We start from the raw sequence: 14,250 nt of genomic DNA, 5'->3' as shown, positions 1-14,250 counted from the left end.
AATCTCTTATTTTCTAAAGGAGGAAATAAAAATGGCAGTTATTCGTTTGGATAAGATTACTGGTGGACACCTTGAATCCATCAGACACACCGCTGTTATGACTAACGGTCTGTTTGTACAACTTGGTGATCTAGTTGATGGTGAGACTGAACTGTATCAAGTTGCTATTCCGCAGACAGATGCAGATTTGGAGAAAGAGTTTTTGCTTCACTCCACGCCAGAAGTTATGGCTGACCCTCGTCAAGCTGGTCTGAAACATTTTGTAGTAGGCGCTGGTGATGAAGGTCGCGGCTATCACTTGGTAAAAGGTGATGTAATCACTCTTACCAATGATCTGATTGAGGGTACACCTGTAGTTGGTCAATTTGCTGTACCACAAACTGGTTCCCTGAAACTTGAAACTTCGGCTGATGGTAAAGGTGGTTCCACTGGCACTGTAGCAGTTAGTCTGGTTCTTGAAGTAGTTCGCAAAACCACTCTTGGCTATGATGGCACTGACGCTTATCAACTTCGCGTTGTTAAAGCATAATAAGGGAGCCGAAGAAAGTACACATCCGATAATCACACAACCCCAACGCGCACATAGGTTCGCCTTGGGGTTGTTTGGTGATTCTCTAATCTTTAAAAAAATGAAGGTTTATCATAAGGAGGAAATAAAATGCGTGATGTAGCTAAATTAGCAATTGACTTTTATCGTAATCAGGGAGAAGCTACTAAATTCTCTCGCGCAGATGCTATGGAAGTGCTACGGAAGGAATTGATCGAAGCTAATGGTGGTTCTGAAAAACTGACACCTAAATCTTTCCGTAACAACCCGAATCTGTTTGCTATTCTTGAGGAAGCACTCGACATTTTGGTTGAAGAAGGAATTAAAGGTCAATTCGATACATTTGTTGAGACTGTAGTAATTGAACATGGTGACGCGAAAGTGTTCACAATCGAAGAAAATCGCTTGTTTGACGTAGCTATCGTATCCGATGGTAATGGCGACCTTCGTCGTGACCGTTTGGACGTTGGTGAATTGACAGTCAAGACTTACATGATGGGTGTAGCTGTCTACGAAGAACTTTCTCGCTTGTTGGCTGGTCGTCAAGACTTCGCGAAGCTGGTTGAGAACGTAGCACGTTCCTACGAGAACAAAATCCAAAATCTTATCTATGATGCTGTATACAACAGCTACAATCAGCTTGGCTCCACTTATGCTATCTCTGGTACATTCAGCGAAGCTAAACTGGACGAATTGATCGCTCACGTAGAAGCTGCTACAGGTATGGAAGCAATGATCCTCGGTACTAAATCTGCTCTGGCTAAGATTAACTATGGTACTGAGTCTGAGAAATCCAAGGAAGCACGTAACGATTTCGGCTTCTACGGTAACTTCCATGGCACCCAAATGATGGCTATCAAACAAGCGCACAAAGTTGGTTCCAACGAGTTTGCGATTGACAATGGCTTCATCATGGTTGTTCCTAAATCCCCTGATAAGTTCGTTAAATTGGTTATGGAAGGCGACTCCATGATCATTGAGGGAGATGGCACTAACCGTAAGGATATGCAACGGGAGTACACCTTCATTAAGAAGGCTGGTATTGCCGTACTGTCTGCCGCTAAATACGGTATCTACCGTATTTCCTAATCTATTAGGAGTTGGGTCTAGCACCCCACGCGATTGAGCGTAGAGTTAATCATTAAGCAGGGAGGGCTTCGGTCTTCCTTGCTTTTTTATTTATCAAGAGAGAAAAAGGAGATGTTTTAAATGAGAACAAAGGCACAATTGGTGGAAGAGATTTTGAGCATCGAAGAAGTAGATACTAAGTCCAACCTCATGAAGAAGTCTCTAGCGAAGCTAGAATCCATTCTGAGCGATCTGGAAGGACAATTGGTATCCCAAGAACCTCAAGCTGCTTTAGAGCCACAGGCGACTACTCAGGCGGCTCCACAAGTGGATATTCAAGCCCTGATGGAGCAAATGAAGAAAGAGATGTTGGCTGAATTAAAAGAGCAAGCAAGGAAGGAAGTTGAAGCAGAGCAAAAATCCGCCGAAACTGCTACCACCCCCACGATGGCTAAACCAGTATCTCAAAAAAAGGAAATTGACCGATTCGAAAACATTGCAGTAATGAATGTTACGAATGGCACTTTGGTATATACCTCTCGTAAGACTGGCGCAGAATGGATTTTCTCTGAATATGGAGACATTGAATACATGGAGTTCCAAGAACTTCTGACTATGCGCAGCTCTCAACGTCGATTCTTTGATGAGCCTTTCCTTTTGATTATGGATGACAATGCTGTTGAGCATCTTGGTTTGACTAAGATGTATGAAAATATTCGCAATCCAGAGCAGATCGACACTATATTTAAGATGAACCAACGTGAGTTTGAAGATGTAGTTGAGAAATCTCCAAAAGGCATTAAGCATCTCATTGTATCCAGAGCCAAGAGACTCTATGAAATTGGAGAATTGGATTCAGTCAAGAAGATCAACTATCTTAATGAGCGTTTCCAAACTGATATTGGTCAAAGGGGGTAATGTAAATGGCAACTCCCCTCGCAGAAGTATATGACTTCTTCCTTGTTAAAGTAACTGACTATTCCTTTTTGTCTCTTAATGAGACTGGCGATTTGGAATCTGTGTTGTACAAGCATCTAAGAAGTGCAGTCGTAAGATTCACTAGCACCTCAAAAGACTTAACTGTCGATACTAAAGCTCAAGAGTTTACGACGACACTAGATGACTTTGAAAAAGAAATACTCGCTACTTTGATGAGCATTAGCTATGTTTCAAGCAAGATCACACACATCAAGAACCTCGAACAAATTCTCTCTGACAAAGAATACAAAATTTATTCTACAGCCAACCACCTAAGCCAACTGATTGCTCTAAGAAAAGACATGAATCTCGAAGCATCCAATCTGATGGTTTCCTATTCTTATCGTGTCGGATTGGATGATCTGTCATGATGACTCAATATGGAATGATTGAAGATACTCAGTTGGTTGCATACTTGTCAAAACTCATCAATAGAGTTTTTAAAATCATTCCTATGAATGAAGAACAAGTGGCTACATTAGAGCCTTATGTGGATTCCCTTATAAGAGAGGTTGTAGGTAATTCGAAAGTATTCCTTGGGGAAGAGTTGCTTTTGGTGTGCGGAACGCTTAAAGGACTTGATTACAGCAATCATAGACTCTTAAAGAGCGATGTATTTAAAGTGATAGATGTAATTGTTCGAGCGAAAGAGAGAGTGATGTAAATGGACTTAACCCTCTATCAAAAGATGATTGGAGCAAACAATTCCAACATCACTCAGGCTTACATAAACGATACTATCGTTCATGTAAATGATATGTTCAGCAAGTCTCCATCTTATAGGCAAGTGCTGATAGATGGAGTGGAGTCTGATTGTATTATTAATCGGAAAAAATCTCATCAATTGGACTTGCTATTAAGACCTAGCAGTCTTGTTGATGCAGGATCATATGTGGAAATGAAACAAAACACATACATTATCCTTGACTTCATTGAAAATGAGATTTATCCGAAAGCAAATGCTAGTCTTTGTAACAGGTTTTTACGATGGAAAGATGGAAAAGACGAGATTAAAGAATACAAGTGTTTCGTTAAAGGTACGACATACGAAGAGAACGATGATACACAAATTGTGTACAACTCTGATGGAGAACTAACAGTTCAAGTTCAATACAATAACGACACAAAAACCATCAAACCTCAAATGAGGTTTATTTTTGATGAGAGCGTATATGAAGTTTCTTCTATCGACTCTGTTTCAAATGTTTATGATGGAAAAGGAGTTCTTAAACTCGTCTTGAAGTTTGCTAACTTGACAGACACAGATGACAAAGAAAATCAAATTGCTGACGATAGCGGCAATTCGGGATGGGGTGAGTGGTAATGAACTTTGATAGATTGTCGTCGAATATTATCACTATTATCGGAGAAGTTCTAAAAAACCAATCTCTTGTTAACTGTATTGGGTGGAATGGAGATAATCCTTTTACCCAAAAGATTAACCCATCTGAAATCGCTCCTAAAGGTAAAGGTGAAAGGGTTTTCCCTTATCCGTTTGATGTGACATTTAAAGAGGATGTTCGTACTCAACTACACATCTATTACCCGAATCTGACGTTCGAAAATAATGGACATGTAGGAAGGGCGATCATCTTTTTTGATATCGTTGTTCACAAAGACATTTGGCTATTCATGGATAATGAAAAAAAAGTCATTAGACCTTATGAGATAGCTAAATTGATTCTTGATTCATTCAAAGATAAGAATGTTGAGGGTCTTGGAGAGATTCATTTTGTAAGTGCCGACCATACGGTTGTAAATGAACAATTTGAAGGTTTCAGAATTGCTGCTACCACTACAGAGTTTTAAGGAGTGATATTCAATGCAAGATATTGATTTGAAGCTCAAACTCTTCACTGGTAGAGCGATCAACGCCAAAGGTTATGGAGACATAGCACCGCTCACAGTACGCGAGATCGTTGATATAGGTTACTCGGAGTATATGAAGTGTTTGAATATCATGACGCTGACGACAAAAGATTTTCTTGAAAATCCACCAGAAGAAATACATGTCCTTGAACTGCTGATGGTATATGGTGGTCAAGAAATTGAGAGTGCCTTCGAGCAAGCAATGGCGCTCTTTCTTGGTGGGACAGAAGTTGTTCTTGATAAAGAGGATTGTCGCGTATTCATTAAAATCAGCGACGAAGAAATCCTTATTGTCAATAAAGAAAACTACCATGAGATTCAGGAAGTTATCAAATGGCAGAATTACATCAATAGCTTTGATGAGAAAAAAATGGACAACTTTGATCCTGCTGACGAGGAAACTCGAAAGTTGAAAGAGCAAATGGATGCAGTTGCTAGAAGAAGAGATGAGTTAAAAAAGAAACAGCATCAAGACTCAGATGGAGATGATGAGAAGGATATTGACTTCTACGATATTCTGTCAGCTATATCATCCAAGTCATATGGCATTAATGAACTCAACGTCCCTGACTTAACTGTATACCAAGTGTATAGGAAATTTAAACGTATGGAGATTATTGACCAATATGATATCAGTATTAAATCTATCTTGGCAGGAGCAAAAGATGTTAAGCTGACGCACTGGTCTAGTAAGGCTTAGTTTCTGTATCCAAAATAGACGAAGAATGTATGTGCTAACCACTATTATGTATGAGCGCACTAAATATGATTTCTCAAAGGAGATGATTACACATGGCACGTTTTGGTGTTAAGGAAGTTGCAGATGTAATTTTTTATAATCTGCTCACTGGTAAAGCTGAACTGTTCTTGGACACTTTGAAGTTGTCCAATCTGGAAAATGCCGCTGAAACTGTATACGCAAACGGTGGTAAAGGGAACCCACGACTGATTTCTTGGGACTTCAACCGTACTGCTACGTTTAACGTACAGGATGCGTTGCTGAACCCTAAAGCAATCGCAATGCAGTCTGGCACTGAGGTCGAGAAGAAAATAGAGACGATCTATGAGCGTATCGTAGCTGTAACAGTTGACGATGGTTCTGGTAACTCGAAGATCGCTCTGGACGAAACTCCAGACACAGGTTCCGTACAAATCTTCGAATCAACAGATGGTTATGGTCAGGACAAAGAAGTTACTTCTGCTTCTATCACTGTAACTGGTAAAGACATTACTGTTCCTGCTGCTTCCTTAGCTGTAGGCACAACTGTAATCGTTTATTTTACTTATCAAACAGTTGATGAGTCTGAGGTAATTACTCTGCACTCTGATAAGTTTGGTGGATTCTACCGCGTTGTTGGTAAGACTTTCTGGCGTTCCGAAGCTACAGGTAAGGATGAGAAAGTACAGATCGTCATTCCTAAAGCTAAGATCGGTTCCGCGTTCACGCTGACAATGCAACCTGATGGCGACCCTTCCGTATTCGATATGGCTCTTGATGTATTTAAAGACCCTCGGAGTACTGAAATGGTTAAACTTGTTCGTTACTAATTTGCCCAAAAAGCCGAAGAAAGTACTGAACAAACACTTTAATGGTGAGAGGGAAATTTCCCTTTCACCATTTTTTTTGTGTCTTCATCTATGAGTATAAAAGGAGGAAATATCAATGACAGAAACATACCGCAATCTTGATTTTCATCTAATCGAAAGGGCAAGCGAAAAATTTGAAAATCTAAAAGAAGTTCTTGTTCAAATGGAGATTGATGGGAAGATCGAAAGTTTCGTGGTGGAGATTTACAAACACTTTGCCACAGTGCAAATTACACAATGCTGTCAAGAATTGATCGAAAAGCTTGATCATGTTCGCGTAAAGAACAAGGGTCAAATCGAAACTGTTCTTGTGCCATATATGATTTTTATGCTCATCAAACATTTCACAACTTTAGAATTGCCGAATAAATTTGCAGAGCAATTGAAGGCTATTGAACATATGACGAACACAGGAACTATGTTTCAAATATTTATGTCGTTTGACGAGAATGAAATTGGAAAAGTGCAAAGCGAAATTTCTAAGGTTCTTGAAAACTTCGATAGCAAAATGGAAGAAGTGGAAGAGTTTAAAGAGCAGATTCGCGCCAAACTTGTAGATAAAAGTCTTATGGAGTGATGTGAATGTCACACAAGAATTTTGATTCATTAAGGAAGGCTGTATTGGCGAAGGCTAAGGAAGGTATGAGAAAAGATGTGATGACTTATGCAAAGACGCAAATGGTACAGGCTACTTTGGATGAAGTTTATAAGGTTTATGAAACATATCAATACTCACGAAGAAGGTATTCTGGTGGTTTGCTTGATGAAGATAATATCATTGGCAATCCTCTCAGTAGTAATAGGCGTGGTGGATTTGATTACGAAATCTACAATAATACGAAGACCAATTTTAAAGGTAGTCCAGAGATTTATTTGACCCCACTTGTTGTGTTAGGTCAAAAAAAAGCGAAATCATATGGATTTGACTCAGAATATCTTTACTATTCTCATTCCGAACACATGCCTTATGCGCAGCCTAGAGACTTCATTAGCGCTACGAAGAGAAGGTTGAATAAAGGGACTATGGTTTCACTCTTGGAAGGTCATATGAATAAGAGGTGATAGAAATGGCGAAAAGAAAATACGTCAGGTATGTCACCAAAGACAAGCTTGCTAAAGTATCTGACGAAAATAAAATGCATATACAGAAATATTTTAATTACAAGAATATGAATCTTAGTGACTCTTCTAAAACGAGTTACGAGTCAGACTTCAATCAATGGTTGGTATTTATTAATGATAAGTTTGGCAAAGGTAGTTTAATGACAGAGGATATTCTAATAATGCTGAAAGACGAAGATGGCATTGAGGATATGGTTGATCTAATAGAAGATTACGTGGCGTTTTGTGTCACAGTTCTTGGTAATAACGAGCGAAGGATTCAGCGGAGACTGAGTTCCATTTCCTCGTTTTTTCTTTATCTACTCAAAAAACGGAAAATCAAATCCAATCCTTTGGACTACATCGAAAGACCTTCTGTTAGAGCAGGAGAGAAGCCACAAATTACACAGACTTACTTGTCGGAATCACAATTAGATCAGATCAGGAAGCATTTCAGCAAAAATGACGATCTGCAATTGCAACTGTACTTCGAACTGTCATTGTCAACAATGCTTCGTGTTAATGCAGTCTGCAATATAAAGGTTGACCAGATTGATTTCGAAACAGGAATGATTTCGGGGATCAAAGAAAAAGAAGGATATATTGTTGATGGATACTGTTCTGATGAGACTATGAAGCTTATTAGAAAGTGGTTAGATTATCGCAAGGAGAATGAGATAGAGTCTGAATATTTGTTCATTACAAAGTATGGTGGGGAATGGAAGCAAGCGAGTAAGAATTTAATGCAAACGTATTGGACAAAGAAGATCGGACAGATCATTGATGTTCCCGAACTACACCCCCATGATTTTAGGCATAGTGGTAGTTCGTTGTTGTTCAATAAGGGCATGTCCTTGGAGGATGTTCAAGAACTACTGAATCATAGAAGTCCAGACACAACCTTGAAGCATTATATCAAGCGTGATATGAAGAAGCTTCAAGATGCTAAGAAGAAGTTTGAACTATAAGAGAAAAAGGAGTGTTTTTCGTGAAGATGAAGAACGATGAAGTTGAAGATTTTGCGAAATTTCTGATGGGATTGGAATTGCCAAGTTATGAGTCTCGTTTGCGAACTCGGTTTGTAAAGCGTGTTTTGGCTGAACGAATCCAACTTGTAAAAGAAGAACATGTGGAACTGATTAAAGAGTTTGCTAGATTCGACGAAGAAGGTAATCCCATTATTATACAAGATGGAGATAAACAAATGTACGATGTTCCAGATCGTACAGCATTCAATAGAGAGTACTTTAAGCTTCTGAATGAGGATTTCGTTATTGACGAAACAGAAGAACGCAAGGAAATGCTCCTGCTAATAAAAGATATAATTTTGAACTGCGATAAGACTTTTAAAGGTAGAGAAGCTTTAGAGTACGACAGATGGTGCGAGATCGTTGAAGAAATTCAATACGAATAACTTTGAAGGAGTGTGATAAACACTCCTTTTTTGTTTTTTATTTTAGCATAAAGGGAGTGTTTATTAATGTCGGATTTTAATATTCTGATTGGCGTAGATATGACGAACGCTGAGAATGACATAAAAAGGTCTATCGAAAATATTGGTGACTCATACAAGTTAAAACTAAATATGATTATCGGAAATAAGGATGTCGTTTTCAAGCAAATCAGAACAATTCAAGACCTTTTTTCGAAGTTAGGCAAACTCGATATCGACTTTGGTCTTAAAAATGATCTTAAAGATGCTACGAACATCAAAGAAAAACTAGAAGGCATGTCAAAAATCGACTTATCGGAAGTTGGTAATGATCTTACGAAGTCTTTAGGTGAAGCAAAGAAAAAGCTGAAAGAGGTTCAGGACGAATACAAAGGTCTTATGAGTGTTATTGACAGGACTGATAATGCTGGCAATAAAATGCGTACTACTAAGACAGGAGACAAGTTCTCCAATAAAACACAGTCTAAAGGAACTAATGAGAGAAATGAAATTATTGAAAAATCCCCTGTTGATACTCGTAATTTCTCTGCGTTAGATAGCTATGTAACTAAAGCCATGAACAAGATTGATTCCATGAAGAATGTAACCAAATCTAGTTTGAATGATGTTGCAAAGCTTACTGAACGTTTGTCTATGCTCCATACAAAGTTGGCTAATGGCGATGAAGGATTCCATGATGAAGTAAAAGCAATCAATGACTTGATCGAGTATTATGACAAGCTTGAACGCGAAATGATGGAAGTCAATAAGACAAGAGAGACGCAAGTTAAAGAAGCAATCAAATGGTCTAATAAGCTTGCTGATGTTGAGAAGCAGAACTTTGCTAATCCTGCTTCTAAGAAGAAGATGGGTCGTTTAGTTGGAGAACTTGATGCTGGCGACTTTAAGAACTTGGATCAACTGCAAAAGAAACTTCAAGAGATCCAGAATCAGTTTGCTAAGATTCAAGGTCAAGAGAAGAAGGTTGCGTTTGGTCGTAAAGTTGCAAACGAATACGACAAGATCGACAAGAAGGTCAACAGCGGTAAGATCGACAAAAAGTATGCATCAACAAAAGATACAGCCAAGTTGAATGAAGCTGTAGATAGCGTTAAAGCTTCTGACAATATGCTTCAATTGGAAAATGCTTTGAAGCGTGTAAACAAAGTGTATGATGATATGCTGAGAAAACAAGCGGAAGCAATTCAGAAAGAGAAGCTTCAAGTGAAAGAAGCGGAAGACCTTAAAAACCTTCAGCAACACCTTTCTGATACTGAAAATGAAAGAGGAAGACTTTCTCATGAGAAGAAAGAAAGAGAACATGATGTTCGTGAACGTACTGGACTTGTCAACGATAAGTCTGATGAAATTAGTCAGAAGAAAGGTAAGATGGTTGACTCTGGCTTTATTGATGCGAAAGATTTCGAAAAGATCGAAAACAAGCTTCGTGAACTTGGTCGTCTTGCTCAAAGTGAATATGTAGACAAGCTGGATGTTCAGAAAGAATTGAACGCTATCGACAGTGAAATGAGTAAGATCACAAGTCGCTATGAAGACATGGATGCTAAACAGCGCAAGATTCGTGTTAGCACTCACGATTGGGGCAAGGAGATCGACAAGATTAAGGCTGAGGGCTTCGTAAGCGACAATGAGTTCGATGGTGTCAGAAAGTCCATGCAGTCTCTTAGCGCCGATTCTAAGACGTATGAGCAGGATTTAAAGCGTGTCGAGACGCAGATGAAGAGACTGAACGACTTGTCTACGAAACGTGGAGAGCGTCAAGAGACACGCGATATTACCAAAGCAAAAAATAACAATAAGATTGAGAGCATGAGAGGTACGGTTCCAGACAATGTTCTTGATGATGTCAAGGGTATGAACAATATGCTTGATTTCAGTTCGTCCAAGAAAGACATTGCGTTGATCGAAGACGAAATGAGAAAACTTGCAAAGCTCAATGACGACATTGTTAGTGCTGGAAAAGACGAAGAAAAGATTCGTAGAGTTATCGCAGAACATCAACAAAGTGCTGTGAAATCTGCTGATAGATATGCTGATAGTATAGCTGAGGTCGTTCATAATGCAACTCGCCAAATTCAAGACGCAACTAAGCTGAACGCTATTGAACAGGAAGCCATAAGCATCCAACGAGAAATTAATGAACTTAGAGAGCGTGGAACACAACTTTCTTACGATGAGCAAAGAGCAATACAACAACGCATTCAAGCCTTGAAACGATTAGCGCAACGCCAAAGAGATGTTGAAAGTGATGAGAACGGAAGAAGTTCAGCAACTCAACGAATTAGAGATAAATTTGAGAGCGCAAGCTATCGTGCAACACGAGGTTTTAGTGAAAATTCTTCCGAAGCGAGAAAGATCAAAGAAACCATTAAAGAAATTGAACGAATGGTTAATGGTCTTGGTGATAAGGTTGGAGATGAGTTTAAGGATGCCACAAAAGAAATAGAAACAGCTATGAACAGACTTAACTCTCAGTCTCGCAGATTGCGTGAAGAAGATTCTCGTAGAAGAAATTCAATGTCTGGTCAACTTGTGAATGCACTCAAGAAAGCACCAATTTGGGCGGCAGCAATGAACCTTGTTTATGGAACAATGGAACAGATAAGACAAGGCTTCCAGTCTATTCTTGATATTGATGCAGCAATGATCAACTTGTCAAAAGTTTCAGAAGCAAGCTCTCAACAACTTGAAGAGTTTAAAACTACTGCATCTGAGATGGGTAGAGACTTAGGTGTTGTGGCAACTGATGTAATTAATGCAACAACCGCATTCCAAAAGCTTGGATATACTCTCGAACAATCGACAAGTCTTAGTAAAAATAGCCTTTTATATGCCAACGTAGGTGATATGAATGTAGAGACAGCTAGCGATAATCTCACAGGTACAATTCAAGGTTTCGGAGTTGAAGTGGATAAAGCTGGTAAAAATGTTCGTAAAGTTGTAGACATGTTCAATGAAGTGTCGAACAATTTCGCTATTTCAGCGGAAGGAATCGGGGAGGTAATGACTCGTAGTGCTGCTGTTCTGCATCAAGCTGGTAACTCTATGGAAGAATCTGTTGCCCTCGCTGCTTCCGCAAACGCAGTTATTCAAAATCCTTCAAAAGTTGGTAACGCACTCAAAACAGTGGCAATGAGACTTCGTGGTGTTTCAGAAGAGGGAGAAGCGGTTGAAGAACTTGGTTCTAGTCTTCAAATCACATTTGATCGAATCAACAAGGAATTTGGATTAATGGGTGATAAAGCACTTAAAGTAATGGAAGACGATGGGAAAACATTCAAATCAACTTACAAAATTTTCGAACAAGTTGAAGGTGTTTGGAATAGGCTTACCGATTTGGAACGTGCAGACCTTACAGAAAAAATGGGTGGTAAACAGCAAGGTAACGTTGTAGCCGCAATCATTCAAAACTGGGATGATGCAGATAAAGCCGCTAAAACTGCTTCCAATTCTGCTGGTTCTGCTGCAAAAGAATTTGATACTTACATGGATGGTTTTGAATATAAGATTGGACAATTAAAGAACGCTCTTGAACATTTCTGGACTACTGTAATTGACGATGATGCAGTTAAGTTATTTATTGACGCACTTACAGCCATTATTGATGCTATGACGAAGTTGGTCGAAATTACTGGAGCATTGCCGCTTGTTTCGGTAATTGGTGGTTTGCTTGGTCTTTTGGGAAGCAAGGGTCTTCGCGAAGCTGTTCTGAATGTTGGAGGTCTTGGTGGGGCTTTTAAAGGATTGGGTGGATGGATTCTCAATGCTGTTAAGCTGATTCCTAAATTTATACCTTATATTGGCGTTATGCTTGCGATTGGTGAAGCGGCTAGTCTTATTTATAAGGCGTTTACTATGGAATCAAGAGCAAGGAAAGAGCGACTGAAAGTTCTGGACGCTGAAATCTCTAAACAAAAAGAGTTTCAAGCAAGCTATAAAGAAACATTTGAACAGAAAGATTTTGATCTGAATGACTTCGCTGACCTTCAAGCAAAAGGTACAGCTAGAAACACTGAGGAAGAGCAAAAGTATCTTGAAACGGTTAATAAAATCAAAGATACGATGCCAGAACTAATATCTTATTACAACGAGAAGAACGAAGCTGTTATCAAGAGTGCAGATGAAATTCGCTCTTTGGTAAAAGCTAACGAAAGCCTTATCCTTCAAAACGAGAAAGAGCAACTTAAAATTAACATTGATGAAGGTAGTTTTGATGAAACAGAGGACAGACTGAGAAGAATCAAAGATGCAGAGAATCAGCTTGGCGCTTCTGAGGGAACAGAGAAATTGCAAAGTGTTGCTAAAGAATATTTGGATAACGAAGTTCAGGAGATTAATGAGTCTAATTATATGGATGTTCTTGAAGGGTTTAGAAATAAACTATCAAAAGAATATGATTCTCTATCCGAAGACGAAAAAAACTATGCCCAAATCCAATATCAAGCTATTCAGAATATCATTCCTCAAACGCGAAACAAAGAAGCAGCACAGGCAGTTCTTGATGGGTTGATACGTGATAATGAAGCTATGAGACAGTATTGGCAGGATGATGTCAAGAAAACAAAGGAGTCCATTCAAGTTGGCTCTGATGAGATCATTAAACTTATTGATCAAGCATATAGCATCGCTACTCGTGAAAAAGGGGTAGAATCCAATTCTAACACATTCTTGTTTATCGACCAACTTAGACAAAACATGATTGACAATTTGGAAACGTTTGGCACTGATGTTAAATCAACAATAGAGAACATTCCTAGCTACATTGATCAAGCTTTGGCTGACATTCAATCTCATGGAATTTCTATTGACGAACTTATAACAACGCCAAAAACGGAAGAAGACTTAAAAAGAGTCAAACAAGAAATTGAGGAAATAAAAGCTTCGTTAATGGCGACTGATCCTAACAATCCTATGATTCAGATGTACGATGCACTGATCTTAAAACACACACAGGCATACAATGCTATTAAAAACACACCTATTCAGCCATTTAGTTTTGCAGGAGATGTGTTAAACCTGTCCATACTTTAATGGGTGAAATTACCGACTTGGCTTGCGTATCGAACATTGCAAGAGGTGAAGAGTTGTCGTTGGATACAACGATGGACTTGATCACTAACACCCTGAGCTTATCAAAAGCATGAGAGTGGAAAACGGTGTTCTTAAACTCACTGGTCAAAGTGTAAGGGAATTAGCTAAAACCAAGGAGAAAGAATTTAAAGCTGATATACGACAAAAGAGACAACAGCAAGTAGAAGCGCTGAAAACAGCAAGAACACAAATTAGCGCTAACAAGGCTGAGATTTTGTCATTGCAAGAAAAAATGAAAGCTTTAAATATTGCTAACAGTGCATCAGCAGCCCTTCAAACCCAATTTTGTTGCCCAGCCAGAAACAAGCACCAGCAGTACGAATCCTTTTCCTGGCTTGCCTTTTATCCGATGAAGCGAGTTATTGACCAATCGACAAAGCATATAACGAAAAGATTAAAACAGCACAAGAAGCTGTTAAAACAGGAGAAAGACAAATTGGCGAAATCAGAGCAGTATCGAAGCTATGGATAAAATCCTCGCAACAGACTTTACAGCAGGGACTACTCCTGCTGCTAAAGAAGAGAAAAAAAAAGAAGACAAAGGGAAAGAACTTCA

General features: G+C 39.0%; 15 protein-coding genes. All 15 read left to right on the top strand.

The window, feature by feature from the left end:
- The first annotated feature begins 31 nt into the window (after positions 1–31).
- The 15 genes from BN1546_RS26050 to BN1546_RS25980 all read left to right on the top strand — a co-directional run bounded on the left by BN1546_RS26050 (position 32) and on the right by BN1546_RS25980 (position 14,166).
- The gene (locus BN1546_RS26050; RefSeq protein WP_090739299.1) at positions 32–529 is read left to right on the top strand and encodes a hypothetical protein; all 498 of its coding nucleotides are present in this window, start codon (positions 32–34) and stop codon (positions 527–529) included.
- A gap of 129 nt (positions 530–658) precedes the next feature.
- Positions 659–1,636 (top strand): hypothetical protein, encoded by a 978-nt coding sequence (locus BN1546_RS26045; RefSeq protein ID WP_090739298.1) that lies wholly within the window; start codon positions 659–661, stop codon positions 1,634–1,636.
- 120 nt (positions 1,637–1,756) lie between these two features.
- On the top strand, positions 1,757–2,533 hold the full coding sequence (locus tag BN1546_RS26040) for a cell envelope integrity protein TolA (protein ID WP_090739297.1): 777 nt from the start codon (positions 1,757–1,759) through the stop codon (positions 2,531–2,533).
- Positions 2,534–2,538: 5 nt separating this feature from the next.
- The gene (locus BN1546_RS26035) at positions 2,539–2,964 is read left to right on the top strand and encodes a hypothetical protein (protein ID WP_090739296.1); all 426 of its coding nucleotides are present in this window, start codon (positions 2,539–2,541) and stop codon (positions 2,962–2,964) included.
- Complete coding sequence (locus BN1546_RS26030; RefSeq protein WP_090739295.1) at positions 2,961–3,257, top strand: hypothetical protein; 297 nt, start codon at positions 2,961–2,963, stop codon at positions 3,255–3,257. The genes BN1546_RS26035 and BN1546_RS26030 overlap by 4 nt, the downstream gene beginning before the upstream one ends.
- A complete protein-coding gene (locus BN1546_RS26025) occupies positions 3,258–3,917 on the top strand; it encodes a hypothetical protein (RefSeq protein ID WP_090739294.1) in 660 nt (219 codons plus the stop codon).
- Positions 3,917–4,402 carry a hypothetical protein gene (locus BN1546_RS26020; protein ID WP_090739293.1) on the top strand — a complete coding sequence of 162 codons (486 nt, stop codon included), beginning with the start codon at positions 3,917–3,919 and terminating at the stop codon, positions 4,400–4,402. The genes BN1546_RS26025 and BN1546_RS26020 overlap by 1 nt, the downstream gene beginning before the upstream one ends.
- A gap of 13 nt (positions 4,403–4,415) precedes the next feature.
- Positions 4,416–5,162 (top strand): hypothetical protein, encoded by a 747-nt coding sequence (locus BN1546_RS26015; protein WP_090739292.1) that lies wholly within the window; start codon positions 4,416–4,418, stop codon positions 5,160–5,162.
- A gap of 92 nt (positions 5,163–5,254) precedes the next feature.
- The gene (locus tag BN1546_RS26010; protein WP_090739291.1) at positions 5,255–6,010 is read left to right on the top strand and encodes a hypothetical protein; all 756 of its coding nucleotides are present in this window, start codon (positions 5,255–5,257) and stop codon (positions 6,008–6,010) included.
- 115 nt (positions 6,011–6,125) lie between these two features.
- A complete protein-coding gene (locus BN1546_RS26005; protein ID WP_090739290.1) occupies positions 6,126–6,626 on the top strand; it encodes a hypothetical protein in 501 nt (166 codons plus the stop codon).
- A 5-nt stretch (positions 6,627–6,631) separates the two neighbouring features.
- Positions 6,632–7,111 carry a hypothetical protein gene (locus BN1546_RS26000; RefSeq protein ID WP_176702378.1) on the top strand — a complete coding sequence of 160 codons (480 nt, stop codon included), beginning with the start codon at positions 6,632–6,634 and terminating at the stop codon, positions 7,109–7,111.
- A gap of 5 nt (positions 7,112–7,116) precedes the next feature.
- Positions 7,117–8,118, top strand: a complete 1,002-nt coding sequence (locus BN1546_RS25995; RefSeq protein WP_090739289.1) for a tyrosine-type recombinase/integrase — start codon at positions 7,117–7,119, stop codon at positions 8,116–8,118.
- Between the two features lie 26 nt (positions 8,119–8,144).
- Positions 8,145–8,564 (top strand): hypothetical protein, encoded by a 420-nt coding sequence (locus tag BN1546_RS25990; protein ID WP_255305661.1) that lies wholly within the window; start codon positions 8,145–8,147, stop codon positions 8,562–8,564.
- A 66-nt stretch (positions 8,565–8,630) separates the two neighbouring features.
- A complete protein-coding gene (locus BN1546_RS28340) occupies positions 8,631–13,634 on the top strand; it encodes a phage tail tape measure protein (protein ID WP_255305636.1) in 5,004 nt (1,667 codons plus the stop codon).
- Positions 13,635–13,743: 109 nt separating this feature from the next.
- On the top strand, positions 13,744–14,166 hold the full coding sequence (locus BN1546_RS25980) for a hypothetical protein (RefSeq protein ID WP_090739287.1): 423 nt from the start codon (positions 13,744–13,746) through the stop codon (positions 14,164–14,166).
- Positions 14,167–14,250 lie beyond the last annotated feature (84 nt).

This window comes from Paenibacillus sp. Mc5Re-14 (assembly GCF_001049835.1).
Classification (GTDB): domain Bacteria; phylum Bacillota; class Bacilli; order Paenibacillales; family Paenibacillaceae; genus Paenibacillus; species Paenibacillus polymyxa_C.
Note: the sequence above shows the minus strand (reverse complement) of the source record. Positions and strands in the feature narration are given on the sequence as shown.

Coding starts and splice junctions, on each gene's coding strand:
- BN1546_RS26050 (WP_090739299.1), top strand. CDS start 32: ATGGCAGTTATTCGTTTGGATAAGATTACTGGTGGACACCTTGAATCC.
- BN1546_RS26045 (WP_090739298.1), top strand. CDS start 659: ATGCGTGATGTAGCTAAATTAGCAATTGACTTTTATCGTAATCAGGGA.
- BN1546_RS26040 (WP_090739297.1), top strand. CDS start 1,757: ATGAGAACAAAGGCACAATTGGTGGAAGAGATTTTGAGCATCGAAGAA.
- BN1546_RS26035 (WP_090739296.1), top strand. CDS start 2,539: ATGGCAACTCCCCTCGCAGAAGTATATGACTTCTTCCTTGTTAAAGTA.
- BN1546_RS26030 (WP_090739295.1), top strand. CDS start 2,961: ATGATGACTCAATATGGAATGATTGAAGATACTCAGTTGGTTGCATAC.
- BN1546_RS26025 (WP_090739294.1), top strand. CDS start 3,258: ATGGACTTAACCCTCTATCAAAAGATGATTGGAGCAAACAATTCCAAC.
- BN1546_RS26020 (WP_090739293.1), top strand. CDS start 3,917: ATGAACTTTGATAGATTGTCGTCGAATATTATCACTATTATCGGAGAA.
- BN1546_RS26015 (WP_090739292.1), top strand. CDS start 4,416: ATGCAAGATATTGATTTGAAGCTCAAACTCTTCACTGGTAGAGCGATC.
- BN1546_RS26010 (WP_090739291.1), top strand. CDS start 5,255: ATGGCACGTTTTGGTGTTAAGGAAGTTGCAGATGTAATTTTTTATAAT.
- BN1546_RS26005 (WP_090739290.1), top strand. CDS start 6,126: ATGACAGAAACATACCGCAATCTTGATTTTCATCTAATCGAAAGGGCA.
- BN1546_RS26000 (WP_176702378.1), top strand. CDS start 6,632: ATGTCACACAAGAATTTTGATTCATTAAGGAAGGCTGTATTGGCGAAG.
- BN1546_RS25995 (WP_090739289.1), top strand. CDS start 7,117: ATGGCGAAAAGAAAATACGTCAGGTATGTCACCAAAGACAAGCTTGCT.
- BN1546_RS25990 (WP_255305661.1), top strand. CDS start 8,145: ATGAAGAACGATGAAGTTGAAGATTTTGCGAAATTTCTGATGGGATTG.
- BN1546_RS28340 (WP_255305636.1), top strand. CDS start 8,631: ATGTCGGATTTTAATATTCTGATTGGCGTAGATATGACGAACGCTGAG.
- BN1546_RS25980 (WP_090739287.1), top strand. CDS start 13,744: ATGAGAGTGGAAAACGGTGTTCTTAAACTCACTGGTCAAAGTGTAAGG.